Raw genomic sequence first — 26608 nt, forward strand, 5'->3', positions numbered from 1 at the left:
GGGTGCCCCCTACGCGCCCTCCTCCAGCCGGAAGCCGACCTTCAGGCCGACCTGGTAGTGGGCGATGCCGCCCTCGGCCAGTTGCCCCCTGACCTGCGTCACCTCGAACCAGTCGAGGTTGCGGAGGGTCCGCGACGCGCGCTCGATGCCGTTGCGGATGGCCTGGTCGATGCTGTCCGGGGAGGAGCCGACGATCTCGGTCACGCGGTAGGTGTGGTTGGACATGAGGCCACCGTGCCCCATGCCCCGCCGTGCCGCGAGGCGAGCGGGGGCCGGGGAGGGCCGGCGGGGTGTTCGCTGGACCGAACAGGTGAACGTCCGTCCTGTCGTGTGTCCGGAACACCACGCCCACCATCCGCCGCATCCTTGACTCCCCTCACGGAGCGGGCAAGCCTCGGCGCTGACATGACGTCAGCCGAAGGGCGTGGCCGCATGAGACGACGGACCGTTCACCCACTGCCGCGCCGCGCCGGCGTGGTGGCGCTCGCCCTGGCGGCGGTCGTGGGGGGCACGGCGCTCGCGCCGCCGGCGCCGGCCCCGCCGAAGGCACGGGCCGAGGCGCTCACCGGCCTGGTCAACCCGTTCATCGGCACCCAGAACGAGGGCAACACCTTCCCGGGCGCCGCGGTGCCCTTCGGGATGGTCCAGCTGTCCCCCGACACCGGGCACAACACCGGCTACGACTACAAGCAGGACCGCATCCGCGGCTTCAGCGCCGTCCACCTGTCCGGCGTCGGCTGCAAGCTGGGCGGCGACCTGCCCGTGCTGCCGACCACGGGGGAGGTGGGGAGCACCGACTACGCCCGCTACGCCGCGCCCTTCAGTCACCGCGACGAGACGGCCCGGCCTGGCTACTACCGGGTACGGCTGGGGACGGACGACAAGATCACCGCCGAGCTGACCGCCACCACCCACACCGGGCGGCAGCGCTACACCTTCCCGGCCACCGAGAAGGCCAACGTCCTGCTGAACACCGGCCAGGCGCTGCACCGGACGGTGTCCAGCAGCGTCGAGGTCCTCGACGACCGCACCGTGCGTACCACCATCACCGGGCGCGGTTTCTGCCAGGACACCCGGCCGTACACCGTCCACACGCTCACCCGCTTCGACCGGCCGTTCGCGTCCTTCGGCACCTGGAACGGCGACACCCTCTCCCGGGGCTCGCGGTCGTCCACGTCGCGCGAGCGCAACGGCGCCTGGGTCCGCTTCGACACCACGCGCGACCGGGTGGTGGAGGCGACCACGGCCATCAGCTACGTCGACGCGGCGGGCGCGGCCGGGAACCTCCGGGCCGAGGAGGACGGCTTCGACCGCACGGCCGAGGCGGCGCGCGACGCCTGGGAGCGGCGGCTGCGCCAGGTGACGACCGACGGCGGCTCCCGTACCCTGCGGCGGACCTTCTACTCGTCGCTGTACCGCTCGTTCCTGGCCCCGACCGTCGGCAGCGACACCGACGGCCGGTACACCGGCTGGGACGAGCGGATCCACCGCGCCAAGAACTTCACGTACTACCAGAACTGGTCGCTGTGGGACACCTATCGCACCCAGGCGCAGCTGCTGGCCCTGCTGGCGCCGCGCGAGTCGCGGGACATGGCGCTGTCGGTGCTGCGCATCGACGCGGAGGCCGGCTGGCTGCCCAAGTGGGGCTACGGGACGGTCGAGACCAACATCATGACCGGCGACCCGGTGACGCCGTTCCTCACCAACGCCTTCCAGCAAGGGCTGCTGGCCGGCCACGAGGAGGAGGCGTACCGGGCGCTGAAGCGGAACGCGGACGGCGTGCCGCCGTCGATCTCGCCGTTCAACGGCCGGGAGGGCAACGAGGAGTACCTCCGCGACGGTTACGTCCCGTACCTGCCCGACCGGACCCGGCACAAGCCCGGAGACTCCGACTTCCATATGGGCGCCTCGGCCACCCTGGAGTACGCGCTGGCCGACGGGGCGCTCGCCCGGATGGCCCGGGAACTGGGGCACCGCGCCGACGCCGAGCGCTACACGGCCCGCTCGCGGAACTACCGCAGGCTCTTCGACCACGAGACGGGCTTCTTCCGGCCGCGCGGCGCCGACGGCGCGTTCACGGGCGCGGCCGACCCCGCCCGGAGCCCGGGCTTCCACGAGGGCACGGCGTGGCAGTACCAGTGGCTGGTGCCGCAGGACCTGCCCGGTCTGGTGGAGCTGCTGGGCGGCCGGGCCGCGACGGAGAAGCGGCTGGACTCGTTCTTCGCCTACGACGAGCTGCTCCGCGACCCGGCCCGCACCGCCCGCCGGGTGTGGGTCAACGGCCCGTACGCCTACTACAACGCCGACAAGTACAACCCGCAGAACGAGCCCGACCTCATCGCGCCGTACACCTACCTCTCCACCGGCCGGCCGTGGAAGACCACGGACGTGGTGCACGCGGCGCTGACGCTGTTCACGGACTCGCCGACCGGCATGACCGGCAACGACGACATGGGCACGATGTCGGCGTGGATGGTGCTGTCCGCCATCGGTGTCTACCCGGTGCAGCCGGGCACGGACGTGTGGGGGCTGAGCACGCCGGTCTTCGACCGGGTCGAGCTGCGGCTGGACCGGCGGTACTACCCGGCGGGGAGCTTCACGGTGAGCGCCCCGGGCACCTCGGACCGCGACCGGTACGTGCGCTCGGTGACCTTGGACGGGGCCGCGCACGACAGCACGTACCTGACGACGGAGGACATCCGCAGGAGCGAGCGGCTGGAGTTCACGGTGGGACGCAGGCCGTCCGGCTGGGGGACGGGCGAGCGGGCGATGCCGCCCGCCATCGGCTGATCCCCCTCGGCGGGTGCGGGGCGGCGCCTTCCGTCGCCGCCCGGGCTCGGCCATGATGACGGTGATTCGCGGCTGTTTGTCCAGGGGTGAGCCGCCCTCAGAGCCGACGAGAGGACAGGCCATGGCAGGGCTCGGGACGGGGCACGGCGTATGGCGCCGCAAGCCGATCGAGACGATCGAGGAGGCGGAGGAGACCGAGGCGCACGGCGAGCACCTCACCCGCACCCTGGGTCTGTGGCAGCTGACCGCCATCGGCGTCGGCGGCATCATCGGCGCGGGCATCTTCAGCCTCGCCGGCACCATCGCCAACGGCGTGGCGGGGCCGGCCGTGCTGGTGTCGTTCCTCATCGCCGGCGTGGCGAGCGCGGCGGCGGCCTTCTCGTACGCGGAGTTCGCGGGCCTGATCCCGCGCGCCGGCTCGGCCTACACGTACGGCTACGCGGTGCTCGGCGAGATCGGCGGCTGGTTCATCGGGTGGGACCTGCTGCTGGAGTACACGGCGATCGTGGCGGTCGTGGCCATCGGCATCTCCGGCTACATCAACTTCCTGCTGGGCGAGACGAACGCCCAGCTGCCCGACTGGATGCTGGGGGCGCCCGGGACGGGCGACGGGCACCGGGTGGACCTGTTCGCCGCGGTGCTGTGCCTGCTGATCGCCTACCTGCTCACCATGGGGATCAAGAACGCGGCCCGCTTCGAGACCGTCGTCGTGGTGCTGAAGGTCGCGGTGGTCCTGCTGGTGATCATCGTGGGCTTCTTCCACATCAACTCCTCCAACTACTCTCCCTTCTTCCCCTTCGGGATCAGCGGCGCCTTCACCGGTGCCGCGACCGTCTTCTTCGCGGTCTTCGGCTACGACGCGATGTCCACGGCGGCCGAGGAGTCGAAGGACGCCCAGCGGCACATGCCGCGCGCGATCCTCTACTCGCTGGCGATCTCGATGGTGCTCTACGTGCTGGCCTGCCTGGTGCTGACGGGCATGCAGCACTACACGGAGATCGACAAGGAGAGCGGCTTCGCCACGGCCTTCAAGTCGGTGGGGCTGAGCGGCATCGCGGACGTCATCGCGGTCGGCGCCATCATCGGCATCCTCACGGTGATGTTCACGTTCATGCTGGGTGTCACCCGGGTCTGGTTCGCCATGAGCAGGGACGGGCTGCTGCCCAAGTGGTTCGCCCACACCCACCCCACACGCCACGTGCCGACCCGGGTGACCTGGATCGTCGGCGTGGCGTCGGCGCTCATCGCGGGCTTCGTGCCGATCGGCGAGGCGGCGGAGCTGACCAACATCGGCATCCTGCTGGCCTTCGCCGTCGTGTGCACCGCCGTGATCGTGCTCCGCTACCGGCAGCCGGAACTGCCGCGCTCCTTCCGCTGCCCCGGGATGCCCTTCGTGCCGGCCGTCGGCGTGGCCGCGTCGATCTGGCTGATCACCTATCTGGCCTGGCAGACGTGGGTGCGGTTCGCGGTGTGGTTCGTCATCGGGCTGGCGATCTACTTCGCCTACTCCTACAAGCACTCGGAGCTCGCCCACGCCGACGCCCGGGGCATTCCGCGGGACCACGACGGGCCGTGAGGACGCCGGGCGCCAGGTGGGCCGGGCGCTATTTGAGCAGCTTCGACAGGCGGCGGTCGGCGAGCGGCCGGCCGCCTGTCTGGCACGTGGGGCAGTACTGCAGCGAGGAGTCGCTGAAGGACACCTCGCGGATGGTGTCCCCGCAGACGGGGCACGGCTCCCCGGTGCGGCCGTGCACCCGCAGCCCGGTCTTCTTCTCCCCCTTCAGCTCGGCGGCCGCGTGCCCGCGCGAGCGCTCGACGGCCTCGTCCAGCGTCGTGCGCAGCGCCTCGTAGAGGTCCGCCGCCTCCTCGTCCGTCAGGCCGGCGGCGAGCTTGAAGGGGGACATGCGGGCGGCGTGGAGGATCTCGTCGGAGTAGGCGTTGCCGATGCCCGCGATCACGCCCTGATCGCGCAGCACGCCCTTGATCTGCCGGCGTTCGCCGCGCAGCAGCCCGGTGAAGACCTCCCGGGTGAAGTCCGGTGCGAGCGGGTCGGGGCCCAGCCGGGCGATGCCGGGCACCTCCGCCGGCTCGCGCACGCAGTACACGGCCAGCCGTTTGCGGGTGCCCGCCTCGGTGAGGTCGAAGCCCGCGCCGTCCGTCAGCCGCACCCGCAGCGCCAGCGGCCCCTTGCCGGGCCGGGGCGGCACCTCGGGCAGGCTCTCCCGCCAGCGCAGCCAGCCCGCGCGGGCGAGGTGGAAGACCAGGTGGGGGCCGTCGCCGGTGGCCACGTCCAGGAACTTCCCGTGCCGGCGCACGGCCGTCACCGCGCGTCCCTCGAGGGCGGCCGGCGGCGGGTCGTAGGTCTTGAGGACGCTCACCGCCGCGGGCCGGACGCTTGCGACCGTACGGCCCACGAGGTGCTCGGTCAGGAACCCGGCGAGGGCCTCGACCTCCGGCAGCTCCGGCATGGCTCCAGTCTGCCGCAGGGCGCGCGGCGGGCAAGCGGGGCGGCCGGGGCGAGCGGGTCGGCCGGGGCGTGCGGGGCGGCCGGGGGCGAGCGGACCGGCCGGCGGGCGGAGGGGGCTCAGTGCACCCGGGCGGCCCAGTCGATGCGGTAGCCGGTGAGCCAGTGCGCGGCGGCGCGGGGGTCCCCGGCCGTGCGGCGCTCCACCTCGGCGTCGCGTTCGCGCCGCTCCTCGGCGGTGCGGGGCCGGCGGTCGGCCATGGCGGCGCTCATGGCCACCACCCGTTCCACCCGCTCGCGGCGCAGCGCCTCGTACGCGCGGAAGGCCCGGCGCGGGGTGGGCAGGTCGCGCAGGCAGCGGGCGAGGACGACGCCGTCCTCGATGGCCAGGGACGCGCCCTGGGCGGCGTTGGGCGCGGTGGCGTGCGCGGCGTCGCCGACGAGGACGGCGCGGTCGTCGTGCCAGACGGGGGTGCTGGGGATGTCGAAGGCGTTGATGGCGGTGATGTCGTCGCCGGTGGCGGCGACGAGCGATGCGGCGGGGGTGTCGTCGTCGGCGAAGACACCGGCCACACGCCGTCGCCACTGGGCGGCCGTGGTGGCGGCGAGGACGGGCCGGGGCAGCTCGGGGCCGGGGATGTCGGCGAACCAGTAGGTGGTGCCGTCGGGGGCCGTGGTGCAGCCGAGGAAGCCGCGCCGACCGTAGTACATGCGGTACGTGCGCGGGGGCGCCGGGGCGGGTGCGGCGCGGGTACGCCCGGAGACGCTGATCTGCCCGGTGTGCCGGGGCCGGGGGGCGGCGGGGTCGATCAGGGCGCGGGTGCGCGAGCGGATGCCGTCGGCGCCGACGAGCAGCGAGCCCTCGGCGTGGGTGCCGTCCGCGAAGTGCGCCGTCACCGGGCCGCCGGGGCGGGTGGTGACATCGGTCAGCCGCTTGCCGCGTACGACGGGTACGCCCCGGCGGAGGGCCTCCTCGCGCAGGACCCGGCACAGGTCGGCGCGGGGCAGCGTACGGGGGCCGTACCCCGTGTCCCAGGAGCCGGCCAGCGGCCGCCGGCCCAGGACGCGCCCGGTGTCGCTGACGAACTCGACGGTCTCGGCGACGCAGGAGACCGCGCGCACCGGCCCGTCGGCGCCGATGGCGCCCAGGGCGGCGAGCCCGTTGGCGAAGAGCGTGAGGAAGGAGCCCCCGTCGTCCGCGCCGGCCGGGGCGGCCTCGTACACCGCCGCCTCGATACCGGCGCGGCGTAACGCCATGGCGGTGACGGGTCCGGCGACGCCGCCGCCGATGATCAGGACAGGGGTCATGGTGGTCCGCTCCGGCTCGCCGCACACGCTGTCGAACACCTGGGCATGACATAACCATGCGAGCCGGGACCCGTCCAGACCGCGTGGTCAGCCTCCGAGGGCGCGGGCCAGATAGGGCGCGGTGGCGCTCGCCGCCGACCGCGCCACCTCCGCCGGCGGGCCCTCGGCGACGACGCGGCCGCCCTCGGCCCCGCCGCCCGGCCCGAGGTCGAGGACATGGTCCGCGCCGGCCACCACGGTCATGTCGTGCTCGACGACGACCACGGTGTGGCCGGCGTCGGCCAGCCCGTGCAGCTGGCGCAGCAGCACCTCGGTGTCGGCCGGGTGGAGGCCGGTCGTGGGCTCGTCCAGCAGGTAGAGGGTGTGGCCGCGGTGGGTGCGCTGGAGCTCGGAGGCGAGCTTGATGCGCTGGGCCTCCCCGCCGGACAGCTCGGTGGCGGGCTGGCCGAGCCGCAGGTAGCCCAGGCCGACGTCGCGCAGCGCGCGCAGGCCGCGCCGGGCGGCGGGCACGTCGGCGAGGAACTCCGCGGCCGCGTCCACCGTCATGTCCAGGACGTCGGCGATGGTCGCGCCCCGGTGGGTGACCTGGAGCGTCTCGGGGTTGTAGCGGGCGCCGCGGCAGTCCGCGCACGGCGTGTACGTGCCCGGCAGGAAGAGCAGTTCGACCGCGACGAACCCCTCGCCCTGGCAGACCTCGCAGCGTCCGCCCGGGACGTTGAAGGAGAAGCGGCCGGCGCCGTAGCCGCGGGCGCGCGCCTCGTCCGCGGCCGCGAAGACCTTGCGCACGGCGTCGAACAGGCCCGTGTAGGTGGCGAGGTTGGAGCGCGGCGTCCGGCCGATCGGCTTCTGGTCGACGCGCACCAGGCGGCCGACGGCCTCCAGGCCCGTCACCCGCCACGGGCCGTCCCCGCCGCCGTCCAGGTGGGCGGCGACGGCGTCCGCGAGCACCTGCCCGACCAGGGTGGACTTGCCGGAGCCGGACACGCCCGTGACGGCCGTGAACACACCGAGGGGCAGGTCCACGTCGAGGTCGCGCAGGTTGTGCCGGGTCACGCCGCGCAGCCGCAGGGTGCCGGAGGGCGTGCGGGGCGTGCGGGGCGCCCGGGCGTGCGGGCCGTCCCCGGCGGCACCCCCCGGGAAGACGAAACGGCGGGTCGCGGACTCCGCCACCTCCGCGAGCCCCTCGACGGGACCGCTGTAGAGGACGCGCCCGCCGTGCTCCCCGGCCGCCGGACCGACGTCCACGATCCAGTCGGCGCGGCGGACGACGTCCAGGTGGTGCTCGACCACGAACAGCGAGTTGCCGGCCTCCTTCAGCCGGTCCAGGACCTTCAGCAGCGCGGCGGTGTCGGCCGGGTGCAGCCCGGCGGACGGCTCGTCCAGCACGTACACCACGCCGAACAGCCCGGAGCGCAGCTGGGTGGCCAGCCGGAGCCGTTGCAGCTCACCGGCGGACAGGGTGGTGGTGGGCCGGTCCACGGAGAGGTAGCCCAGGCCGAGTTCGGTGAGGACCTCGATGCGGGCGAGCAGGTCGTGCGCGAGGGTGGCGGCCACGCCGTCGTCACCGGCGGCCGCCCGTAGTACGGCGGCCAGCGCGGTGAGCGGCAGCGCGGTCAGCTCGGCGACGGTCCGCCCGGCGAACGTGACGGCCAGCGCCTCGGCCCGCAGCCGCCGCCCGTCGCAGCCCGGGCAGGGCCCGCTGACCAGGTGCCGCTCGGCCCGGGCCCGCAGCGCGGGGCTCTTCGAGTCGGCGAAGGTGTGGAGGACGTAGCGGCGGGCGCTCATGTACGTGCCCTTGTACGGCCGCTGGATGCGCTCCGCCTCCCGTACGGGGTGGACGGTCACGACGGGCTGCTCGTCGGTGAAGAGGATCCAGTCCCGCTCCTCCCGCGGCAGCTCGCGCCACGGCCGGTCGACGTCGTACCCGAGCGCGTCCAGGATGTCCCGGAGGTTCTTGCCCTGCCAGGCACCGGGCCAGGCGGCGATCGCGCCCTCGCGGATCGACAACGACGGGTCGGGGACCAGCGACTCCTCGGTGACCGCGTGCACCTCGCCCAGGCCGTGGCACTCGGGGCAGGCGCCGGCCGCGGTGTTGGGCGAGAAGGCGTCGGAGTCCAGCCGGGGCGCCCCCGCCGGGTAGGTGCCGGCGCGGGAGAACAGCATGCGCAGCGAGTTCGACAGGGTGGTGACGGTGCCGACGGACGACCGGGCGCCGGGCACCGACCGGCGCTGCTCCAGGGCCACGGCCGGCGGCAGACCGCTGATCTCCTCCACGGCGGGCGCGGTGGCCTGGTGGATCAGCCGGCGCGCGTACGGGGCCACGGACTCGAAGTAGCGCCGCTGCGCCTCCGCGTAGATGGTGCCGAAGGCGAGCGAGCTCTTGCCGGAGCCGGACACGCCCGTGAAGACGACGAGGGCGTCGCGGGGGATGTCGGTGTCGACGGCCTTGAGATTGTGCGTCGTCGCCCGGCGTACGCGGACATAGGGGTCGTGCATGCGCTCGATCCTATGCAGACGGAGGCCGGGGCACGGGCGTGCGTCGTGGTACGCGCCCCGGCCGCCGCCACGCCCCTGTGCCGGGGCGCGCCCCCCGCGGTGTGCCCCGGGCCCGGCCGGCTGCGAGGCTTGCGGCATGCACCACATCCTCGTCGTCGACGACGACCCCACCGTCGCCGAAGTCGTCGCCGGCTATCTGACCCGCGCCGGCCACACCGTCACCCGCACCGAGGACGGGCCCGCCGCCCTCGCCGAGGCCGCCGCGGCCCGCCCCGACCTCGTCGTCCTCGACCTCATGCTCCCCGGCGGCATGGACGGCCTGGAGGTCTGCCGCCGGCTGCGCCGCACCCACGACCGGCTCCCCGTGATCATGCTGACGGCGCGCGGCGACGCGGAGGACCGCATCCTCGGCCTGGAGGTCGGCGCCGACGACTACGTCACCAAGCCGTTCTCGCCGCGCGAGCTCGTGCTGCGCGTCGAGGCCGTACTGCGCCGCGTCCGGGCGGCGGCCGCGGAACCGGCGGCCACGCCGCCGCTGCGCGCCGCCGGCATCGAGCTCGACCCCGTCGCCCGGCGTGCCACCAAGGACGGCGCGGAACTCGCCCTCACCCTCCGCGAGTTCGACCTGCTGGCCTTCCTGCTGCGCCACCCGGGCCGGGCCCGCTCCCGGGAGGAACTGATGCGCGAGGTGTGGGGCTGGGAGTTCGGCGACGTGTCCACGGTGACCGTGCACGTCCGCCGGCTGCGCGGCAAGGTCGAGGACGACCCGGCCCGGCCGCGCCTGATCCAGACCGTGTGGGGCGTGGGCTACCGCTTCGCCGCGCCGCCCGCCGGCGAGGCGGCGGACCATGCGTGACGTGCTGCTCATCGCCCTCTACGCGTTGCTCGGCGCGGTCGCCGCGGGGCTGCTGGGGGCCGGCGCGCTGCGGGCGCTGCGCCACCGGTCGGTCGCGGTCCCGCTCGCCGTGGTGGCCGCGGTACCGGTGATCGCGATGCTGACCGGGACGCTGGCGGTCGCCCGGGCGATGTTCCTGTCCCCGCACGACCTGACGGTCGTGACGACCGTCTGCGCCATGGCCGCGGTCGTCTCCCTGGCCACGGCCCTGCTGCTCGGCCGCTGGGTGGTGGCCCGCAGCGAGGCCCTCACCCGCGCCGCCCGCTCCTTCGGCGAGGACGGGGACTTCGCCGCCCCGGCCGGCGGGGCCACGGCGGAACTGGCCCGGCTCGGCCGCGAACTGACGGCCGCCGGCGAACGGCTCGCCGCCTCCCGGGAACGCGAACGCGCCCTCGACGCCTCCCGCCGCGAACTGGTCGCCTGGATCTCCCACGACCTGCGCACCCCGCTGGCCGGCCTGCGGGCCATGGCGGAGGCCCTGGAGGACGGCGTCGCCGAGGACCCCGGCCGCTACCTGCGCCGCATGCGCGCGGAGGTGACGCGGATGGACGCCATGGTCGGTGACCTCTTCGAACTCTCCCGCATCCACGCCGGGGCACTACGACTGCGCCCGGCCCGGATCTCCGCGGCCGACCTGGTGGCCGACGCCCTCGCGGGCGCCACGGCCCTGGCCGAGAACGGCGGCGTCCGGCTGACCGCCACGACGACGATCGAGGCCGCCGTCGAGGCCGACTGCCGGGAGATGGCACGCGTCCTGGACAACCTCCTGGCCAACGCCGTCCGCCACACGCCCACCGGCGGCACGGTCACGGTGGCCGTCCGCCGGGAGCCGGACGCGGTCGTGATGTCCGTGACGGACGGCTGCGGCGGCATCCCGGAGGAGGACCTCCCCCGCGTCTTCGACACCGGCTGGCGCGGCTCCCCGGCCCGCACCCCACCGGGCGGCGCCGGCCTGGGCCTGGCGATCGTCCGCGGCGTGGTCGACGCCCACCGCGGCGAGGTGACGGCCCACAACGTCCCGGGCGGCTGCCGCTTCGAGGTCACGCTGCCACCGGCGCCGGAGCACTCCTGACCCATGCCCGGAGGCTCCGTCGGCCCCGGCCCCCTCACGCGTGCGCCTCGCGCAGGTGGACGCCCATCCGGGTGGCGGCGGCACGCATCAGCGGGGCGTCGTTCCGCCGCTCGGCCTCCGCGCGCTGCCGCTTGATCTCCGCGCATTCCGCACACCGCGCCGCGCCCGGCGCCGACGGGCCGAAGGCCACGGGCAGCAGTTCCTCGGCCCGGGCCAACCGTAGCGCGCCCGGCGGGCAGTCCCACTCCCGCCCGCCTCGCGGCGGCCGCAGCTGCACGTACGGGCCCTCACGGTCCATCACCTGGCCGAGCCTGCCGTCACGCTTGTCCACGACGAACGCACCGATCCGATACGTCATCACGCCCACCTCTCGCTCCACGTCGCTCACGGTGATCTCTCCTTCGCTCCAGGCAACCGTGCGACGCCGGTCGGCGGTACGGTGAGGAGCGGTGGCGCGGTTTAAGACCTTTAAACGTCGCCCAGGGGCGAGGAGTTGATGGCTGTGGGGAACCGGGAGCCGAACACCGGGCTGGAGCGCCTGTACCGCGAGACCACGTGGACGCTGGGCCGGTTCGCGCGCGAGGTCAACCGGCTGGGCACGGAGCGCGGGACGCCGTTGCGCTACCGCGAGCCGTCGGTCCACCAGTGGCTCAAGGGGCACCTGCCGAAAGCGGAGGTCCGGCCGCTGATCCTCGAAGCACTGTCACGGTGCCTCCGGCGCCCGGTGACGCACGCGGAGGCCGGATTCCCCCCTCCGGAGCAGGCGGCGCCGGCCGCCCCGGGCACGGTGGAGTCCCTGGTCGATCTCGGTCGTACCGACATGGACCCCTCCCGGCGCAGCGTGCTGGGGTACAGCCTCTTCTCCGTCGCGCTGACCGTGCCCGGCTGGCCCGACGTCGTCGGGCGGATGGAGGCCGTGCAGACGGGGCGCACCGTGCGCATCGGGATGCCCGAGGTCGACATGGTCGTCGCCATGACCGAACGGGTGTCGGAACTCGACGACCAGTTCGGCGGCCGCCACGCCCGCCCCATGGCCGCCGCCTTCCTCGTCAACACCGTCGCCCCGTACCTACGGGCCGACGCGCCGGAGGCCGTCCGAAAGGCGATGATGTCGGCGGCGTCGGATCTCTGTTACCTCACCGGGTACATGGCGGTCGACGAGGGACTCCACGGGCTGGCGCAGCGCTACTACCTCAAGGCCCTGCACCTCGCCGGTGCCTCCGAGGACCACCTGACGTACTGCACGACACTGCGGGGCATGAGCGTCCAGGCCGTCGACCTCGGGCACGGGCCGGAGGCCATGCGGCTGGCGGACGCGGCATCCGCCGCGTCCCCGCAGGCCGGTCCGCGGATGCGGGCGTTCCTGGCCGGGCAGCAGGCGCACGCGGCCGCGCGGACCGGGGAACGCGCGGCCGCGCTCATGTACCTCAAGGAGGCCGAGGTCGCGATGGAGAAGGCCGAGTCCCGGGCGACGACCTTCGCCTCCTACAACCCCTCGTCGCTGACGTACCACGTCGGTCAGGTCCGCTACGAGCTCGGGGACGTCCGGGGCTCGATCGAGGCGCTGGAGGAGTCCGACCGGCTGCGCTACCACCTGCACTGGAGGAGCCGGGTGCGCTATCTGTCGATGCTCGCCGAGCGGCAGTGCGAGGTCGGCCACCTGGAGGCGGCGTGCGACACCTGGGGCAAGGCGCTGGAGATCTATCCGCAGGTCCAGTCGGCGCAGTGCGACGAGCGGATGGCGGACATGCTCAGGCGCCTCCGTCCCCACCTCGGGAACCCCACCGCCCGTCACCTCTACGAGCGCGCCCGGGCCTGACCCTCCCCGTCACCCCCGCCGCACCACCGTCGACAACACCCCCGGCAGCGGGTACCAGTCGGCCGTCGCGAAGCTGGCGTGGGTGCGGGCCATCAGGGTGAGGCGGTCGCGGGCCTGGGGTTCCGTCGGGTGGGTGATGTCGATGGCGGGCGCGACCTTGTGGGCGTCCGTCATGACGACGAGGTAGTGGCGGTCGTCGTACCAGGCGGTGTCGATGCCGCCCTTGGCGTACGTGGCGGCGTCGCCGTCGAAGAGGACGAACCAGGGGCGGATCGACGCGTCGGCGTAGCGGGTGCGCGGGTCGCCGGGGACGGCGCCGTGGACGGCGGGGAAGGCGGCGGCCTTGCTCAGGTGCCCGGCGGCGGCGAGGTCGCGGAGGTGGGTGGCGTACTCGCGGTCGGTCCACAGCCGGTCGGCCGGGTTCTTCTCCTCCACCGTGCCGGGGATGAGCTCGACGACGAACTTGCCGGCCAGCGCGGACCGGCTCGGCCAGCCGCCGGCGCGTACCGCCTCGTCGAGGGTGGCGTGGCCGCCCTTGAGGTCGGCGGGGCGGTAGAGGGCGTCGCCGAGCTTCGCGGTGAGCAGGGCGTCGAGTTCGGCGGGGCCGCGGCCGCTGTCGGCGTTGAAGCCGTCCTTCATCTCGACCTTGAGGAGGATCGGCCGGTGGCCGGGGTGGGCGTCGTGCCAGGCGCGGATGTCGGCGAGGCAGCCGGAGAGTGGCTGGTCGCGGGTGCCGGTGCGCAGCCGGGCCGGCGAGGTGGCGCCCTCGCAGTTGTTCTCGTTGCTCAGCGGCTTGGCGTGGGAGACGCGGAACGCGCGCCCGCCGAAGCCGTTGGTCCAGACGTCGAGTTCGAGGAGGCCGGCGCCGGAGTCGAGGGCGTCGGCGAGGTAGGGGTACTTGGCCCGCTCGTAGGCGTTGTGGACGCCGACCGAGGTCGTGGCGGCGTACGACGGGGAGGGCTCGGCTCCGGCGGGAGTGGCCGCCGGGACGGCCAGCGCGGCGACCGCCGCCGCGATCGCCGTCGTCGTTCTTCTCCGTATGGCTGTGCGCATGGCCCCCACCGCTCCCCGCTCCCCGTTACTGCTGTGATGAACGAGGAGCAGGTTACGGGAGTTGACGGAGTGATGGAGCGGCAGGGGCCCGGGCGCCGGCTCAGCCCGCCGCGTCAGCCCGCCGCGTACACGTCCTCGATGTAGCGGCCGGCGTCGGTCAGCTCGCGCAGCCAGGTGTCGGCCGCCCGCGCGTCGCCGCCGGTGCGGCGGGCGTACAGGTCGCGCAGGGCGGCCCGGACGCCGGGCGCCATGCGGCTGCCGTCACCGCAGACGTGGACGCGCGCCCCGCGTTCGAGCAGGTCCCACAGCTCGTCGCCCTCGGCGGCCATGCGGTGCTGGACGAACGGGCCGGGGCCGCCGGTGCCGCCGCCGGAGCTGAACGCCGGCCGCAGCGAGACCGCGCCCGCCTCCTGGGCCGCGTGGAGTTCGGCGGAGTGGAGGAAGTCGGCGTCGGGGGCGTCGCAACCGAAGTAGAGCAGGGCGGGGGCGAGTTCCGTACCGGCGGCGGCGAGCTCGACGCGGTCGGCGACGGTGCCGCGGAAGGGGGCGAGGCCCGTACCGGCGGCGACCATCACGACGGGCGTGCGGTCGTGCCCGGTGACGCGGAAGTCCTCGCGGCACGGCTGTACGCGGGCGAGCACGGTGTCGCCGGGCCGCAGCCGGGCGAGGTGGTGCGAGCCGGTGCCCCGGTGGCGGCCGCGGCCGGAGCGGGCGGGCGCGTCCAGGAGGGAGACCATCAGGTCGACGTGGTGCGGGTCGCGGGCCGGGGAGGAGGAGATGGAGTAGTGCCGGGGCCGCAGCGGCGGCAGGAGCTCCAGGAGGTCGGCGGGGCCCAGGACGCCGCGCAGGGCGGGGTGGTCCTCGACGAGGTCCAGGGTCGTGCGCGGGTCGTCGGCGTCCACGGCCCGCAGGGCGGCCTGCTCGGGCGGGCAGGGGTTGCGGTCGGCGAGGGCCCGCAGCTGCCGGGCGGTGGGGCGCTGTTGGAGTTCCAGGTGGTGGGCGAGGAGGTCGCGTACGGTCAGGGGCCGGTCGACAGGCAGGGCCCCGCGCCCGTCGCGGCGGGGGACGACGGCCAGGAGGGTGCCGGGGTCGGCCCCGAAGAGCCGGGCCGCGCGCTCCACGAGGGCGGGCTCGTTGACGGGCAGGACGGTCAGGTGGTCGGCGGTGCGGTAGCCGGTCCCGTCCGGCAGGGCGAGCCGGAGGAAGCGCTTGGTGCGCGGGTGGGCCGGGTCGGTGAGCTCGTGGGCCTCGGTGACCGTCATGGGCGTCATGCCGTGGCGCGCGGCCAGGGCGGCGAACGGGTCGTCGCCGGTGAGCACGGTGACGGTGTGGGCGGGGCCCTCGTCGTCGGGGCCGGTGCCGCCCCCGGCCGTACCGCCCGGCCCGGTCGCCGCGCCGGCGGTGGCCGGGTCGCCGTAGCGCTCCAGCAGCGTCCGGCACAGCGCGTGGGTGAAGTCGTCGACGGCGCCGGTGAGGTCGCCGGAGGCGTCGGCCTCGGCGCGGGGCAGCAGCCGGGTGCCGCCGAGGGCGGTGAGCCGCTCGTCGAGGAGGGTGGGGACCCGCTGGTAGGTGGCGGCCCAGTTGCGGTCGCCGACGCCGAGGACGGCGTAGTGGACGCCGTCGGCCGCGCCGGGGGCCGCGTGCTCGGTCCACCGGGCGAAGCGGGCCGCGTCGTCGGTGGGGCGGCCGTTGTACGAGGCGGCGACCACGACGACGGGCGCGCCGGCCGGCAGCCCGGCCGCGTGCTCGTCCAGCGGCGCGACGGAGGGCTCGAAGCCGAGCCGGGCGGCCCGGCCGGCGAGGGCGTGGGCCAGGTCGCGGCAGGTGCCGTAGTTGGAGCCGTGCAGGATGAGGAGCCCGGTGCCCCGGCGGGCGCGGGCGGGCAGCACCGGCCCGGCGGCGTCCGTGCCGGGCCCTCCACCCGCCGCCCCGGCACCCGCCACCCCGGAATCCGCCCCCGGCCGGCCGTACGGGCGTACGGAGCCGGGCAGCGCCGCGCGGGCGGCGAGGCGGTCGGCCGCCGTGCGGCGGGCCAGGGTGAGGGTGAAGCCGTCGGGCTTGAGGGTGAGGGTCTCCTTGACGCGCAGCCGGTAGCCGGCGTTGTCGATGAAGCGGTAGCGGTGGACGAGCAGCCCGAGGAGCATGGTGGCCTCGTGCAGGGCGAACTGCCGTCCGATGCAGGCGCGCTCACCGGTGCCGAAGGGCTTGTACGCGTGCGGGGAGCGGGCCGCCTCCGCCTCGGGGGCGAAGCGCGTGGGGTCGAAGAGCTCGGGGTTGTCGCCCCAGACCGGGTCGCGGTGGAGGAGCGGGGTGAGGACGGTGACGCCCTCGCCGGCGCGCAGCGGGTACCGCCCGCCGAGCAGGGTGTCCTCGCGCGCCTCGCGGGCGAAGGCCGCCGCCGTGGGCCACAGGCGCAGCGCCTCGTTGAGGACCTGGCGGATCCAGCGGAGCCGCCCGACGTCCTCGAACGTCGGCTCGGGGTCGGCCGTGTCGCCCCACAGCTCGTCGGTCTCGCGCTGGGCGAGGCGCAGGGCGACGGGATCCTTCAGCAGGTGGTGGAGGGCGAAGGAGAGGGCGCCGGAGGTGGTCTCGTGGCCGGCGATGAGGAAGGTGATGACCTGGTTGCGGATGTTGGCGGCGTCGAGGGTCGCGCCGTCGGACGGGTGCGGGGCACCCAGCATCAGCCCGAGGAGGTCGTCGGTGCGGGTGTCGCCGGAGGCGGTGCGGGCGCCGATGACGTCGTCGACGACGGTCGCGAGGAAGGCGGCGTCGGCGCGGAAGGCGGCGTCGGTGGCGGTGTGGTCGGCGTCGGGGTCGCGGCCGAGCTTGTTCATGCTCCAGTCCAGGCAGCGGACCATGGCGGCGACGAAGGGGTGGGGCTCGTCGCCGCGGGTGAACGACTCGAAGTCGTAGCCGAACCCGGCGAGGCCGATGGTGTCCAGCGTCATCCGCGTCATGTCCTCGGCCACGTCGACGGCCGCGCCCCGGGCCAGACGGGCGTCCCAGGCCGTGATGACGCGGCGGGCGACGGTGAGCATGGCGGGGTGGTAGGCGCGCATCGAGCCGAGGGCGAAGGCGGGCATCAGGATGTCGTGCGCCCGGGCCCAGTTGGGCTCGTGGTTGTAGGCGGTGAAGAGCCCGTCGGCGGTGAACTCGCGGACGTTCTCCAGCGCCGCGCCGACGTGCTTGGTGAAGCGCTCCTCGTCGGAGAGCTCGGTGACGAGGTCGAGCGAGGTCACGAAGAGCCGGTCGGTGCCGTGCAGCCGCCGCCTGAAGACCGGCCCGTGCCGCCGGGCCAGGCGCATCGCCTGCTGGAGGGGGGTGTCGGTGGCGCCGACGGCCGAGACGTCCACGAGCGGAACGGCCGCCACCTTGTCCTGGGTCGCGTGGGTCATGCGTCCAGCGTCGCCGCCCCGGACCGGGCCGCCGGGGGCGGTCACTGCATGATTGTGCAGTGGCGCGCGGCGCGTCGGTCTTGCGCGCGGGCCGGGCACTGTACGAGCGAGGGGGCCGGGCACCGTGGACCGCGACGAGTACTTCGCGTGGCGCAACTACTTCCTGATGCTGCTCGACCGGCTGCCCATTCCCGTGGCGGTCTGCACGGCGGAGGGCGTGGTGACGGTGGCCAACCCGGCCATGGCGGCGGAGTGGGGCACGGTCCCGGGCCGGGTGCGCGGCCGCAACCTGCTGGAACTCCTCCGCCCCAGCCACAGCGCCGCCGCCCAGATCGGCCGGCTCACCGAGGCGCTGCGGCTGGGCCGCCGCTCCCGCTACACCATCGACGTCCGCTGGCAGGCGGGCGAGGACGGGGCCGAGCGGGCGGGCGAGCTGCTGGTGGACCCGGTGGGCGACGCCTCGCTGGAGTACCCCCTGCTGCTGGCCGTCCTACGGGTACGGGCCGAGGCGCCGTCGCCGGCACCGGTGGCGGAGGTCAGCGAGGTGGAGGGCACGATCCTGGCGCTGGCGGCGGCGGGGGCGACGACGGCGGCCATCGGCAAGGCGGTCGGGCTGACCGTCGACGGGGTGAACTACCACCTCACGCGTCTCACCCGGCGCTGGCGCGTGCCCAACCGCACGGCGCTGGTGGCGAAGGCGTACGTCCTGGGGGTGCTGACGCCGGGGGAGTGGCCGCCCGCGCCCGCCGGCTCTTCGCAGCCACCCGCCCGGCCCGCGCCCGGCGCTCCTCAGCGGGAGCGCGGCGCGTGCCGCAGCACGCAGTCGCCGCAGAGCCCGCCGGAGGGCACCCGGTAGTACAGGCAGCAGGTGGAGCGCGCGAAGGAGACGCCGCCGGGGCCCTCGGTCAGCGTCCCGGTGTCGCGCAGCAGCGGGTCCTCGAAGAGCGCCCGGGCCACGGCGAGCGCGTTCCCGGCGTCCCCGGGGCGCCCCCGCTCCCGGCACCAGGCGTGGAGGACGCGCAGCGAACCGGCGAGGGAGGAGCCGGCGTTGCCCCACAGCAGACGGGCGGAGACGGGCACGACCGCGCGGGTGGCCGTGTGCAGCGGTACGAGGAGGCCGTGCAGGACCTCGTCCGCGATCCGCGCGGCCTGCTCCTCGGGCCCGGCGGCGGCCGGCGGTGCCACCACCGGCTCCGCGGGCAGCCAGAGGTCGTCGGGCGCGGTGCGGTCCGGGTGCCAGCGGAGGCCCCCGGCGGCCGTCAGGTCGGGCACCCACCCGGTGAGCACGGCCGACCCGAGGCCGATGGACAGCAGCCGTCCGGCGATGCCCTGGAACGCGATCGAGGCCGCCACCCGCCGGTCCGCCGTCCCCAGCCGCCCGCCCACGGTCGAGACGCGCAGCCGTACGGCCTCCGGCCCGAGCGGGAGGTACTCCCCGGCACCGTCGGGGATGTCACCGGGGGCGTCGCCGGCGCGCAGCGCGAAGAACGGGCCGACCTCGGCGAGGGCCTGAAGGAGCATGGGGCGGGCGGGTCCTTCCGTCGTCCGGCCCCGGTGACGTGGCTGCGGGCCGCTCGGGTCAAGGATAGGCGGGGGCCGCGACGCCGTGCGGGGGCGGTCTCGTCCCGGGGCGGGCGTCGACGACGGCGACCGTCGCGGGCAGCCGGCAGCCGGCGGCCGGCGAAGCGCACCTCGCGGAGCAGGTCGCCGAACGCGCTCGGGGGAGCGCTCCTGCCGCCGGGCACGGCCGGTACGGCGCCCCCCGCCCCGCGCGGTGCCGGCATCCCGCGAGACATAGGGCCGCCCCGGAGGGGCTACGGCACCACCGTCACCGGCCAGCGGCCCGCCTTCACCAGGCGGACCGCGACCGAGCCGATGATGCGGTGACCCGCCTGCTCGGAGGCGCCGACGATCACGGCGTCGGCCTTCAGTTCGTCGGCCGCGCGGACCAGGCCCGCGTACGGGTCGCCGCGGAAGGTGTGGAACTGCCAGCGCATCTCGAAGACGCCGCGCAGCTGTTCGGCGGCGTCGCGGATCTCGGCCAGCAGCTCCTCGGCCACCTCCTCGGTCATCTCCGCCACCGGGGCGCCCAGTGCCACGCTGCCGGCCAGCACCGGCTGGACGTGGACGACCGCGAGCAGGGCGTTCTGACGGCGGGCCAGGCCCGCCGCGTAGGCGGCGGCCCGCCAGGACGTGTCCGAGCCGTCGACACCGACGACGATCACCTTGGGGCCGTCGGTGCCGCGCTCGAAGCCGGTCGGCAGGCCGCCGCCACGCATCTCCTCGTTCACATCGTGAGGGTAGGACGCGTACGGTCAGCCGGCGTGCAGCGGGTGCGGCTCCGGCACCGACAGGGACAGGGCGAAGCGGCCGGCCGCGTCCGTCCACCAGTGGGTGAGCTCCAGCCCGGCGGCGGCCAGCTCCCGGCGGACGCCCTCCTGGCGGAACTTCGCGGACACCTCGGTCCGCAGCTCCTCGCCCGGCTCGAAGTTCACCGCCAGGTCCAGGGCCTGGATCTTGGCGACCACGGACGTACGGGCCCGCAGCCGCATCTCGATCCACTCCCGCCGGGCGTCCCACACGGCCACGTGGTCGAAGTCGCCGGGGTCGAAGTCGGCGCCCAGCTCGCGGTTGATGACGGCCAGGACGTTCTTGTTGAACGCGGCGGTCACGCCTGCCGCGTCGTCGTAGGCCGGCACCAGCACGCTCTCGTCCTTGACCAGGTCCGTGCCGAGCAGGAGCGCGTCGCCGGGGGAGAGCCGGGAGCGCAGGCCGGCCAGGAACGTGGCCCGCTCGGGCGGGAGGAGATTGCCGATCGTGCCGCCGAGGAACGCCAGCAGGCGCGGCCCCGGTACGTCGCGCGGCAGGACGAGACCGTACTGGAAGTCGGCGACCAGGGCGTGCACGGTCAGCGCCGGATGCTCGGAGAGAAGCGTTTCGGCGGCGCCCCGCAGGGCGCTCTCGCTGACGTCGACCGGGACGTAGCACTCCAGGCCGGACAGGGCGTCGATCAGATGACGGGTCTTGTCCGACGAGCCCGAGCCCAGCTCCACCAGGGTGCGGGCGCCGGTGGCCGCGGCGATCTCGCCCGAGCGGGCGAGCAGGATCTCGCGCTCGGCCCGGGTCGGGTAGTACTCCGGCAGCAGGGTGATCTCGTCGAACAGTTCGCTGCCCCGCGCGTCGTAGAACCACTTCGGCGGGAGCACCTTGGGCGAGCGGGTGAGCCCCTCGGAGACGTCCGCGCGCAGGGCGGCGGCCGTGGAGTCGAGGGGGAGGGTGCGGGTGAGGACGAACGAACTCACTGAACGGGCTCCTTGCGCGGGAAATCCGGGGGAAGCGGGGGAAGCGGGGGAAGCGGGGGAGACGGAGGGCGCGGCGGACGCGACGGGCGCGGCGGATCCGCGGGCCGGCGCGGCGGACGGTCCTCGGGCGGCGGGTGCGGCGGCCGCAGCGGGACGACCTCGACGCCTTCCCGGCCGGCCGTCACCAGACTGCGGCCGGGCACCTCGGCCCAGCGGGGGTCGTCGTCGTACGGCTCGGACGCCACGACCGTACGGCCGTGGGCGCCGCCCGCCAGATACCACAGGGAGTCGCCCCAGGCCGTGGCGGCGATGGTGACGCCGTCGGTCAGCAGCAGGTTCAGCCGGGAGCCCGGCGCGGCCCGGGCCAGCGTCGTCACCGCCCCGGCCAGGGCCGGGCCCGGCCCCTCACCGGCCAGCAGCCGCCGCTCCACCAGCGCCCAGACGAACGCGGAGTCGCTGCGGGCCGTCAGCCGCAGCAGCGCCTCGGGCGGCAGCAGCGGGACCAGCGGCGCCGCCGTGCCCGGCCAGCCGGCCACCGCGCCGTTGTGGCTGAACAGCCAGGGGCCGCCGGCGAACGGGGCCGCCGCCGCCTCCGCGTCCGCGCCGGCGACGGTGGCGTCCCGGACGGCCGCGAGCAGCGCCCGGGTCCTGACGACCCGGGCGATGTCGGCGAACGACTCGTCCCCCCAGATGGGGCCGGCCCGGCGGTAGCGCGCGGGCAGCGGGTCGCCCGGCGCGTACCAGCCGACGCCGAAGCCGTCCGCGTTGACCGTGCCGCTGGCCATGCTGCGCGGCGCCCAGGACTGGTGCACGAGGGAGTGCGGGGGCTCCACCAGTGTCTCGGCGAGCGGGGCGTCGGGCCCCAGGACCGCGATATGACGGCACATCAGGAGGGTTCCGCGTCACGGGCGGTACGGAAACCGGCGAAGATCTGCCGCCGGACGGGCAGGTCCCAGTTGCGGAACGTTCCCCGGCAGGCCACCGGGTCCACGGCGAAGGACCCGCCGCGCAGGACCTTGTGCCCGTCGCCGAAGAACACCTCGGAGTACTCGTGGTAGGGGAAGGCCCGGAAGCCGGGATACGGCAGGAAGTCGCTGGACGTCCACTCCCACACGTCCCCGATGAGCTGCCGCACGCCCAGCGGGGAGGCGCCGCGCGGATAGGCGCCGACGGGCGCCGGGCGCAGGTGCCGCTGGCCGAGGTTGGCGTGCTCGGGGGCCGGGTCCACGTCGCCCCACGGATAGCGCAGCGAGCGGCCGGAGACCGGGTCGTGGCGGGCGGCCTTCTCCCACTCCTCCTCGGAGGGCAGCCGCCGGCCGGCCCAGGCCGCGTACGCGGCGGCCTCGTACCAGCCGACGTGCAGCACCGGCTCGTCGGGAGGCACCGGCTCGACGACGCCGAACCGCCGCCGCGTCCAGGCGCCGCCCTCGCGCCGCCAGAACAGCGGCGCCGCCAGGGAGTGCCGGCGCACCTGCTCCCAGCCCTCCGGATGCCACCAGCGCGGGTCGGTGTAGCCGCCGTCCTCGATGAAGCGCAGGTAGGCGCCGTTGCTCACGGGAAGGGTGTCGATGAAGAACGACGGCACGATGCGGGTATGGGCGGGGCGTTCGTTGTCCAACGCCCAGGGCTCGGTGGACGTGCCCATCGTGAAGGGCCCGCCCTCGACGAGCACCTCCGCCGGCAGCAGGGCGGCGTCGGGCGTCGCGGGCGGCGGCTCGGGAGCGGTGAGGGCCGCCGGGCCCCGGCGCAGCTGGTGGGTGATCAGCATGGTCTCGTCGTGCTGCTGCTCGTGCTGGGCGATCATGCCGAAGGCGAAGCACGACTCCACCAGCGGCCCGCCGGACAGCGGTGCGCCGTCCAGGACGTCCAGGACCCGCTCCCGGACGTCGGCCACGTACCCCCGCGCCTCCCGCGGGGACAGCAGCGGCAGGGAGGGGCGCTCGGCGCGCGGATGCTCGAAGGCGTCGTAGACGGAGTCGATGTCGGGGCGCAGCGGCTCCCGCCCGGCCACCGCGCGGAGCAGCCACTGCTCCTCCTGGTTGCCGATGTGCGCGAGATCCCACACCAGGGGGGACATCAGCGGCGAGTGCTGGGCGGTCAGCTCGGGGTCGCCGACGCAGCCGGTGAGCAGGCGGGTGCGCTCGCGAGCGCCCATGAGGGCGCTCGCGGCGCGCTCCCGCGGCCCGCCGGTGCCGGGCGCGGGGGCGGCGTTCATGCCGGGACCTCCCCGCGCGCGGCCAGGTCGAGCAGGTCGTCCGCGGGGCAGCGGCCGCGGTCGACGTACCGGGCGGTGAACTCGCCGACGGCGTCCAGGACGGCCGTCCGCGCGCCCAGCCGGGGCAGGGCCTCGCGGGCCGCCGCGAAGCAGACCACGGCGGCGGCGTGGAGCTCGGGATCGGACATGCCGTGCCGGGCGGCCCTGCGCCACAGGGAGTTGCGTGGTGGTGGCGAGGTGTCCGGCGCGTCCGCCAGGCCCTTGACGGCCAGCAGGGCGGTCTCCGCCGCCACGGGGTCGTCGAAGAGCGCGGCGGTCACGGCGAGCGGCACGATCCAGCCGTCGTCCCCCGGCTGCGCGTCGATCATGCGCAGCTCGAGGTGGCCCCGCGGCCTTATCGGTGGGAACAACGTGGTCAGGTGGTAGGCCACGTCGTCGGTGGTGACCGGGCGGGGCAGCCCCGTGCGGGTCCACTGCCGCAGGGCCAGCCCCCGCTGGACGGCCCAGGGCTCGTCCTCGTGCCGTACGAACATCACATGGGCGTCGAGGGCGTACGCGGCCCAGGCGGCCCTGGGGTCCTCGCCCGCCGGGGCCAGGGTGCGGCCGGGGTCCATACGCGCGTAGCACGCCTGCCGGCTGGAGCGCCAGCCGCTGGGACGGCCCAGGTGCAGCGGGGAGTTGGCGAACGCGGCGCACAGCACCGCGCCCAGCTGGTGGGCCAGCCGCCAGCGCCGCCGGTACCACTGCGGCCCGGGGTCCTCCTCTCCCGCGTCCACGCAGACCTGCACCGACGCGGTACGGCACATGACATTGCGCCCGGCGCCGTTGATCCGGTCGTAGTAGATCTCCATGGCGTTGTAGCGGGAGCCGGTCCGTACGCGCGGGGGCTCGCACCACGGCTCCTTGCCGTACCCCGCGAGGACCAGGTCCAGCTCGCGGAGGGCCGCGCGGGCCCGCGCGAGGTCCGCGGAGAGATCCTCGACGCACGCGGTGAGGGACTCCGCGGGCTGGGAGCTGAACTCCAGCTGGCCACCGGGCTCGACCGTGAACAGCGACCGCAGCGGAAGCCGTCCCACCTGGTCGGCGGCGGCCGCCAGGCGGTGCGGGGCGACGGGTCGTGTCGGGTCGTGCGCGTCGTGGACGAGCCATTCCAGCTCGGCACCCAGCAGGCGGGGCGGCCCCGTTTTGAAACAGATGCCCCGGACGTACGCGTCGGCTTCGGATTCGCCGACGGGCCTGGTGAGGCCCTCTTCGTCAGCAAAGCATTCGGTCACGCTCGCTACCTCCCGTCCGTTGCTCCGTACCCCCAAAACACCGCCGCCAGTCGGAGGGTTGCGGATCCGGGCCCCGAACCGGTCATCCGGGCTCCCGCGCGGGCCGGGCGCGCCGACCGGAATTCGCCCGCGGACCACAAGTCGACACGGACCGTGCCCGGAGCGGTACGTTCGGCCACGCCCCCATTGTGGCCAGGCCTTGACGGGCCCGCCAGAGGAGCCCGTACCGTCCGGCGGGTGACCGCACACGACACCACCGCCGTGTTCGACCCCGCCACCTACGCCCACGGCGTGCCCCACGGCCTCTTCCGCGAGCTGCGCGACCGCAGCCCCGTCTGCCGCGTCCCGGAACCGGCCGTCGGCCCGTGGCCCGCCGGCCCCGGCTACTGGGCCGTCCTCCGGCACGCCGACGTCAAACACGTCCTGCGCACCCCGGAGGTCTTCTCCTCCCACCTGGGCGCCACCCAGCTCCGCGACCCGGACACCCCGCGTGACCTGGCCTTCGTCCGGGCCATGCTGCTCAACCAGGACCCGCCGGACCACGCCCGGCTGCGCCGCATCGTGGCCGCGGCCTTCACCCCGCGCGCCGTGCGGGAGCTGGAGGCCGTGATCGAGGACCGGGCCCGCGCCCTCGTCGGGTCCGTCGCGGCGCGCGGGGCGGCGGACTACGCGGAGCTCGCCGCCGACCTGCCCGTGTGGACGCTCGCGCACGTCATGGGCGTCCCGGAGCGGGACCGGCGGCTGCTGGTCGACTGGTCGAACCGCGTCATCGGCTACCAGGACCCCGAGCACGCGGCGTCGGACACCGCCGATCCGGCCGGGCTCACCGCCATGGGCCGCGCGGCACTCGCCCGGCGCCGGACGCGCGCCACGGCCCGACGGCTCCGCGGTCAACCCGCGGTCCCGGGAGGCGCTCGCCGACATGTTCGCCTACGCCCACGCCCTCGCGGACCGGCCGCGCCCGGGGAGCGTCATGGCCCGGATGCGTGAAGGAGGGCTGACCCGCGACGAGTTCGAGAACATGTTCTTCCTCTTCGCGGTGGCCGGGAACGAGACGCTGCGCAACGGCGTCCCCGGCGGTCTGCTGACCCTCCTCGTCCACCCCGACCAGCACGAACTCCTCCGCACCCGGCCGGAACTCGTCCCCTCGGCGGTCGAGGAGATGCTGCGGTACTGGTCACCGGTGGTGCACTTCCGGCGCACCGCCACCCGCGACACCGAGCTCGGCGGGCAGCGGATCCGGCGCGGCGAGAAGGTCGTCGTCTACCACGCGTCCGCCAACCGCGACGAGCGCGTCTTCCCCGACCCGGACCGCTTCGACGTGACCCGCGCCCCCAACGACCACGTCAGTTTCGGCTTCGGACCGCACTTCTGCCTGGGCGCCCACCTCGCGCGCACCCAGATGCGCGCGATGCTGCGCGCGACCCTGGACCGGCTGCCCGGCCTGGAACTCGCGGGCGAACCGGTCCGGCTCACGTCCAACTTCCAGAACGGGCTCACCCACCTGCCCGTCAGATGGAGAACAGGTCCATGAACGGCCCCGCCCCCTCCGCCACGGAGTGCCCGAACGGCGAGTTGAAGTCCCAGATGAGGAAGAGCAGGAAGGAGATCAGCGCGCTGTAGACGCCCGCCATCAGCAGCTCGCGCGGCGACCGCCTGATCTGCAGTGTGAAGATCAGCCCCACGCACACCAGTGCTCCGCCGATCAGGCCGAACCACACCACGCCCGGCATGGTCGGCCCGGCGGCCTGCCCTCGCGCGTTCCGCGCCGCGTCGGCGGCGCCCACCTGGTCCAGGAGCGGCTGGTAGGACTGGCTCTCGAAGTCGTCCCGCGGCTTGTACGAGGTGACGTCGTCGCGCACCTTCTCCAGCAGCTTCGCGCCCTGGTCGGTGAGCTCGCCGTCCTCCAGCATCGTGCGCCACTCCTTGTCCACCACATAGGTGACGTAGGCGTCGACGTCCTTGCGGATGCCGTCCCGGGCCTCGGGCGCGTAGACCCGTACCCGCTCGTCGACCTCGTGCAGCGCCTGCGCCTCCGCCCGGACGGTGTCCTGCGCGCTGTTGCGGGCCTCCCACACACCGGCGATGGCCAGCCCCAGCACGATGGCGTAGACGACGCCGACCATCATCGTCATGTACTCGATGACGTCGGGCGTCTCGCTGGGGTCGTCGTCATCGCTCAGCCTGCGCTCCCTGAGCACGGTGATGGTCAGGACGACGGCACAGGCGGCGGCCATGGCGATGGCCAGAACCAGCCACTCGGACAAGGGAACCTCCGGGTTCGGGCGACGGTGGTACGACGGGCGGGACGGAACGCGACAGAGCCCACGGGCGGGGCGGTACGGGGTCAGCGGCCGCGGCGGCCCCCGCCGCGCGGTCGCAGCAGTGCGGCGGCCAGCACGGCCGGCGCGCTGAGCACGAGCGTGAACGTGACCACGGACGTGCCGGCGCCGGCGAGCTGGGACGCGGACGACTGGCGGTACGGGTGCGGCCGCGGGCGGTGCGCCGGAGGCGGGACGGGCACG

Annotated in this window: 23 protein-coding genes; 8 read left to right on the forward strand and 15 right to left on the reverse strand. The window is 74.9% G+C overall.

Annotated features, from left to right (window positions below; genetic code table 11):
• Nucleotides 1-9 precede the first annotated feature (9 nt).
• Nucleotides 10-225: a dodecin gene (locus AC07BS_RS04715; protein WP_478639858.1), complete on the reverse strand. Its 216-nt coding sequence runs from the start codon at nucleotides 223-225 to the stop codon at nucleotides 10-12.
• A gap of 207 nt (nucleotides 226-432) precedes the next feature.
• On the opposite strand from AC07BS_RS04715, the gene AC07BS_RS04720 reads away from it, so the two are divergent.
• The gene (locus AC07BS_RS04720; protein ID WP_478930205.1) at nucleotides 433-2790 is read left to right on the forward strand and encodes a GH92 family glycosyl hydrolase; all 2358 of its coding nucleotides are present in this window, start codon (nucleotides 433-435) and stop codon (nucleotides 2788-2790) included.
• A 121-nt stretch (nucleotides 2791-2911) separates the two neighbouring features.
• A complete protein-coding gene (locus AC07BS_RS04725) occupies nucleotides 2912-4366 on the forward strand; it encodes an amino acid permease (RefSeq protein ID WP_478639853.1) in 1455 nt (484 codons plus the stop codon).
• A gap of 28 nt (nucleotides 4367-4394) precedes the next feature.
• Here AC07BS_RS04725 and AC07BS_RS04730 read toward each other — a convergent pair whose 3' ends face one another.
• The 3 genes from AC07BS_RS04730 to AC07BS_RS04740 all read right to left on the reverse strand — a co-directional run bounded on the left by AC07BS_RS04730 (nucleotide 4395) and on the right by AC07BS_RS04740 (nucleotide 9058).
• Nucleotides 4395-5258 carry an Fpg/Nei family DNA glycosylase gene (locus AC07BS_RS04730; protein WP_478639850.1) on the reverse strand — a complete coding sequence of 288 codons (864 nt, stop codon included), beginning with the start codon at nucleotides 5256-5258 and terminating at the stop codon, nucleotides 4395-4397.
• A 116-nt stretch (nucleotides 5259-5374) separates the two neighbouring features.
• Nucleotides 5375-6601, reverse strand: coding sequence for an FAD-dependent oxidoreductase (locus AC07BS_RS04735; RefSeq protein WP_478930208.1), 1227 nt, complete (start codon nucleotides 6599-6601; stop codon nucleotides 5375-5377).
• 48 nt (nucleotides 6602-6649) lie between these two features.
• Nucleotides 6650-9058 (reverse strand): excinuclease ABC subunit UvrA, encoded by a 2409-nt coding sequence (locus AC07BS_RS04740; protein ID WP_478930209.1) that lies wholly within the window; start codon nucleotides 9056-9058, stop codon nucleotides 6650-6652.
• Between the two features lie 136 nt (nucleotides 9059-9194).
• Here AC07BS_RS04740 and AC07BS_RS04745 point away from each other — a divergent pair, with 136 nt between their 5' ends.
• Both AC07BS_RS04745 and AC07BS_RS04750 read left to right on the forward strand, forming a co-directional pair.
• The gene (locus tag AC07BS_RS04745; RefSeq protein WP_478930211.1) at nucleotides 9195-9914 is read left to right on the forward strand and encodes a response regulator transcription factor; all 720 of its coding nucleotides are present in this window, start codon (nucleotides 9195-9197) and stop codon (nucleotides 9912-9914) included.
• Nucleotides 9907-11025, forward strand: coding sequence for a sensor histidine kinase (locus AC07BS_RS04750; protein WP_478930213.1), 1119 nt, complete (start codon nucleotides 9907-9909; stop codon nucleotides 11023-11025). Before AC07BS_RS04745 ends, AC07BS_RS04750 begins: the two co-directional genes overlap by 8 nt.
• A gap of 34 nt (nucleotides 11026-11059) precedes the next feature.
• Here the strand turns inward: AC07BS_RS04750 and AC07BS_RS04755 are convergent, their stop codons facing one another.
• Entirely contained in the window at nucleotides 11060-11413 is a 354-nt protein-coding gene (locus AC07BS_RS04755) for a hypothetical protein (protein WP_478930215.1), read from the reverse strand.
• A gap of 114 nt (nucleotides 11414-11527) precedes the next feature.
• Here AC07BS_RS04755 and AC07BS_RS04760 point away from each other — a divergent pair, with 114 nt between their 5' ends.
• Nucleotides 11528-12844 (forward strand): tetratricopeptide repeat protein, encoded by a 1317-nt coding sequence (locus tag AC07BS_RS04760; protein WP_478930337.1) that lies wholly within the window; start codon nucleotides 11528-11530, stop codon nucleotides 12842-12844.
• 9 nt (nucleotides 12845-12853) lie between these two features.
• On the opposite strand, the gene AC07BS_RS04765 is transcribed toward AC07BS_RS04760, so the two are convergent.
• Both AC07BS_RS04765 and AC07BS_RS04770 read right to left on the reverse strand, forming a co-directional pair.
• Nucleotides 12854-13897 (reverse strand): phosphatidylinositol-specific phospholipase C domain-containing protein, encoded by a 1044-nt coding sequence (locus tag AC07BS_RS04765; RefSeq protein ID WP_478930217.1) that lies wholly within the window; start codon nucleotides 13895-13897, stop codon nucleotides 12854-12856.
• A gap of 113 nt (nucleotides 13898-14010) precedes the next feature.
• Entirely contained in the window at nucleotides 14011-17292 is a 3282-nt protein-coding gene (locus AC07BS_RS04770; protein WP_478930219.1) for a cytochrome P450, read from the reverse strand.
• Between the two features lie 124 nt (nucleotides 17293-17416).
• On the opposite strand from AC07BS_RS04770, the gene AC07BS_RS04775 reads away from it, so the two are divergent.
• A complete protein-coding gene (locus AC07BS_RS04775) occupies nucleotides 17417-18148 on the forward strand; it encodes a PAS domain-containing protein (protein WP_478639835.1) in 732 nt (243 codons plus the stop codon).
• Here AC07BS_RS04775 and AC07BS_RS04780 read toward each other — a convergent pair.
• From AC07BS_RS04780 to egtA, 6 genes are all read right to left on the reverse strand, one after another.
• Nucleotides 18082-18813 (reverse strand): (2Fe-2S)-binding protein, encoded by a 732-nt coding sequence (locus AC07BS_RS04780; RefSeq protein ID WP_478930221.1) that lies wholly within the window; start codon nucleotides 18811-18813, stop codon nucleotides 18082-18084. The two genes, AC07BS_RS04775 and AC07BS_RS04780, sit on opposite strands and share 67 nt — an antisense overlap.
• A gap of 293 nt (nucleotides 18814-19106) precedes the next feature.
• Nucleotides 19107-19571: a universal stress protein gene (locus tag AC07BS_RS04785; RefSeq protein WP_478930339.1), complete on the reverse strand. Its 465-nt coding sequence runs from the start codon at nucleotides 19569-19571 to the stop codon at nucleotides 19107-19109.
• Nucleotides 19572-19607: 36 nt separating this feature from the next.
• The gene (egtD, locus tag AC07BS_RS04790) at nucleotides 19608-20594 is read right to left on the reverse strand and encodes an L-histidine N(alpha)-methyltransferase (protein WP_478639831.1); all 987 of its coding nucleotides are present in this window, start codon (nucleotides 20592-20594) and stop codon (nucleotides 19608-19610) included.
• Entirely contained in the window at nucleotides 20591-21481 is an 891-nt protein-coding gene (gene egtC / locus AC07BS_RS04795; protein WP_478930224.1) for an ergothioneine biosynthesis protein EgtC, read from the reverse strand. The genes egtD and egtC overlap by 4 nt, the downstream gene beginning before the upstream one ends.
• Nucleotides 21481-22809: an ergothioneine biosynthesis protein EgtB gene (egtB, locus tag AC07BS_RS04800; protein WP_478930226.1), complete on the reverse strand. Its 1329-nt coding sequence runs from the start codon at nucleotides 22807-22809 to the stop codon at nucleotides 21481-21483. The genes egtC and egtB overlap by 1 nt, the downstream gene beginning before the upstream one ends.
• Complete coding sequence (gene egtA / locus AC07BS_RS04805) at nucleotides 22806-24083, reverse strand: ergothioneine biosynthesis glutamate--cysteine ligase EgtA (protein WP_478639827.1); 1278 nt, start codon at nucleotides 24081-24083, stop codon at nucleotides 22806-22808. The genes egtB and egtA overlap by 4 nt, the downstream gene beginning before the upstream one ends.
• Nucleotides 24084-24320: 237 nt before the next feature.
• Here egtA and AC07BS_RS04810 point away from each other — a divergent pair, with 237 nt between their 5' ends.
• Together AC07BS_RS04810 and AC07BS_RS04815 are read left to right on the forward strand one after the other, a co-directional pair.
• On the forward strand, nucleotides 24321-25073 hold the full coding sequence (locus AC07BS_RS04810; RefSeq protein WP_478930228.1) for a cytochrome P450 family protein: 753 nt from the start codon (nucleotides 24321-24323) through the stop codon (nucleotides 25071-25073).
• Nucleotides 25057-25617, forward strand: a complete 561-nt coding sequence (locus tag AC07BS_RS04815) for a cytochrome P450 (protein WP_478930230.1) — start codon at nucleotides 25057-25059, stop codon at nucleotides 25615-25617. The genes AC07BS_RS04810 and AC07BS_RS04815 overlap by 17 nt, the downstream gene beginning before the upstream one ends.
• Here the strand turns inward: AC07BS_RS04815 and AC07BS_RS04820 are convergent.
• Together AC07BS_RS04820 and AC07BS_RS04825 are read right to left on the reverse strand one after the other, a co-directional pair.
• Nucleotides 25595-26350: a bestrophin-like domain gene (locus AC07BS_RS04820; RefSeq protein ID WP_478639824.1), complete on the reverse strand. Its 756-nt coding sequence runs from the start codon at nucleotides 26348-26350 to the stop codon at nucleotides 25595-25597. The two genes, AC07BS_RS04815 and AC07BS_RS04820, sit on opposite strands and share 23 nt — an antisense overlap.
• An 80-nt stretch (nucleotides 26351-26430) precedes the next feature.
• Nucleotides 26431-26607 (reverse strand): hypothetical protein, encoded by a 177-nt coding sequence (locus tag AC07BS_RS04825; protein WP_478639821.1) that lies wholly within the window; start codon nucleotides 26605-26607, stop codon nucleotides 26431-26433.
• Nucleotide 26608: the final 1 nt, after the last annotated feature.

This window comes from Streptomyces sp. NPDC044063 (genome assembly GCF_056434285.1).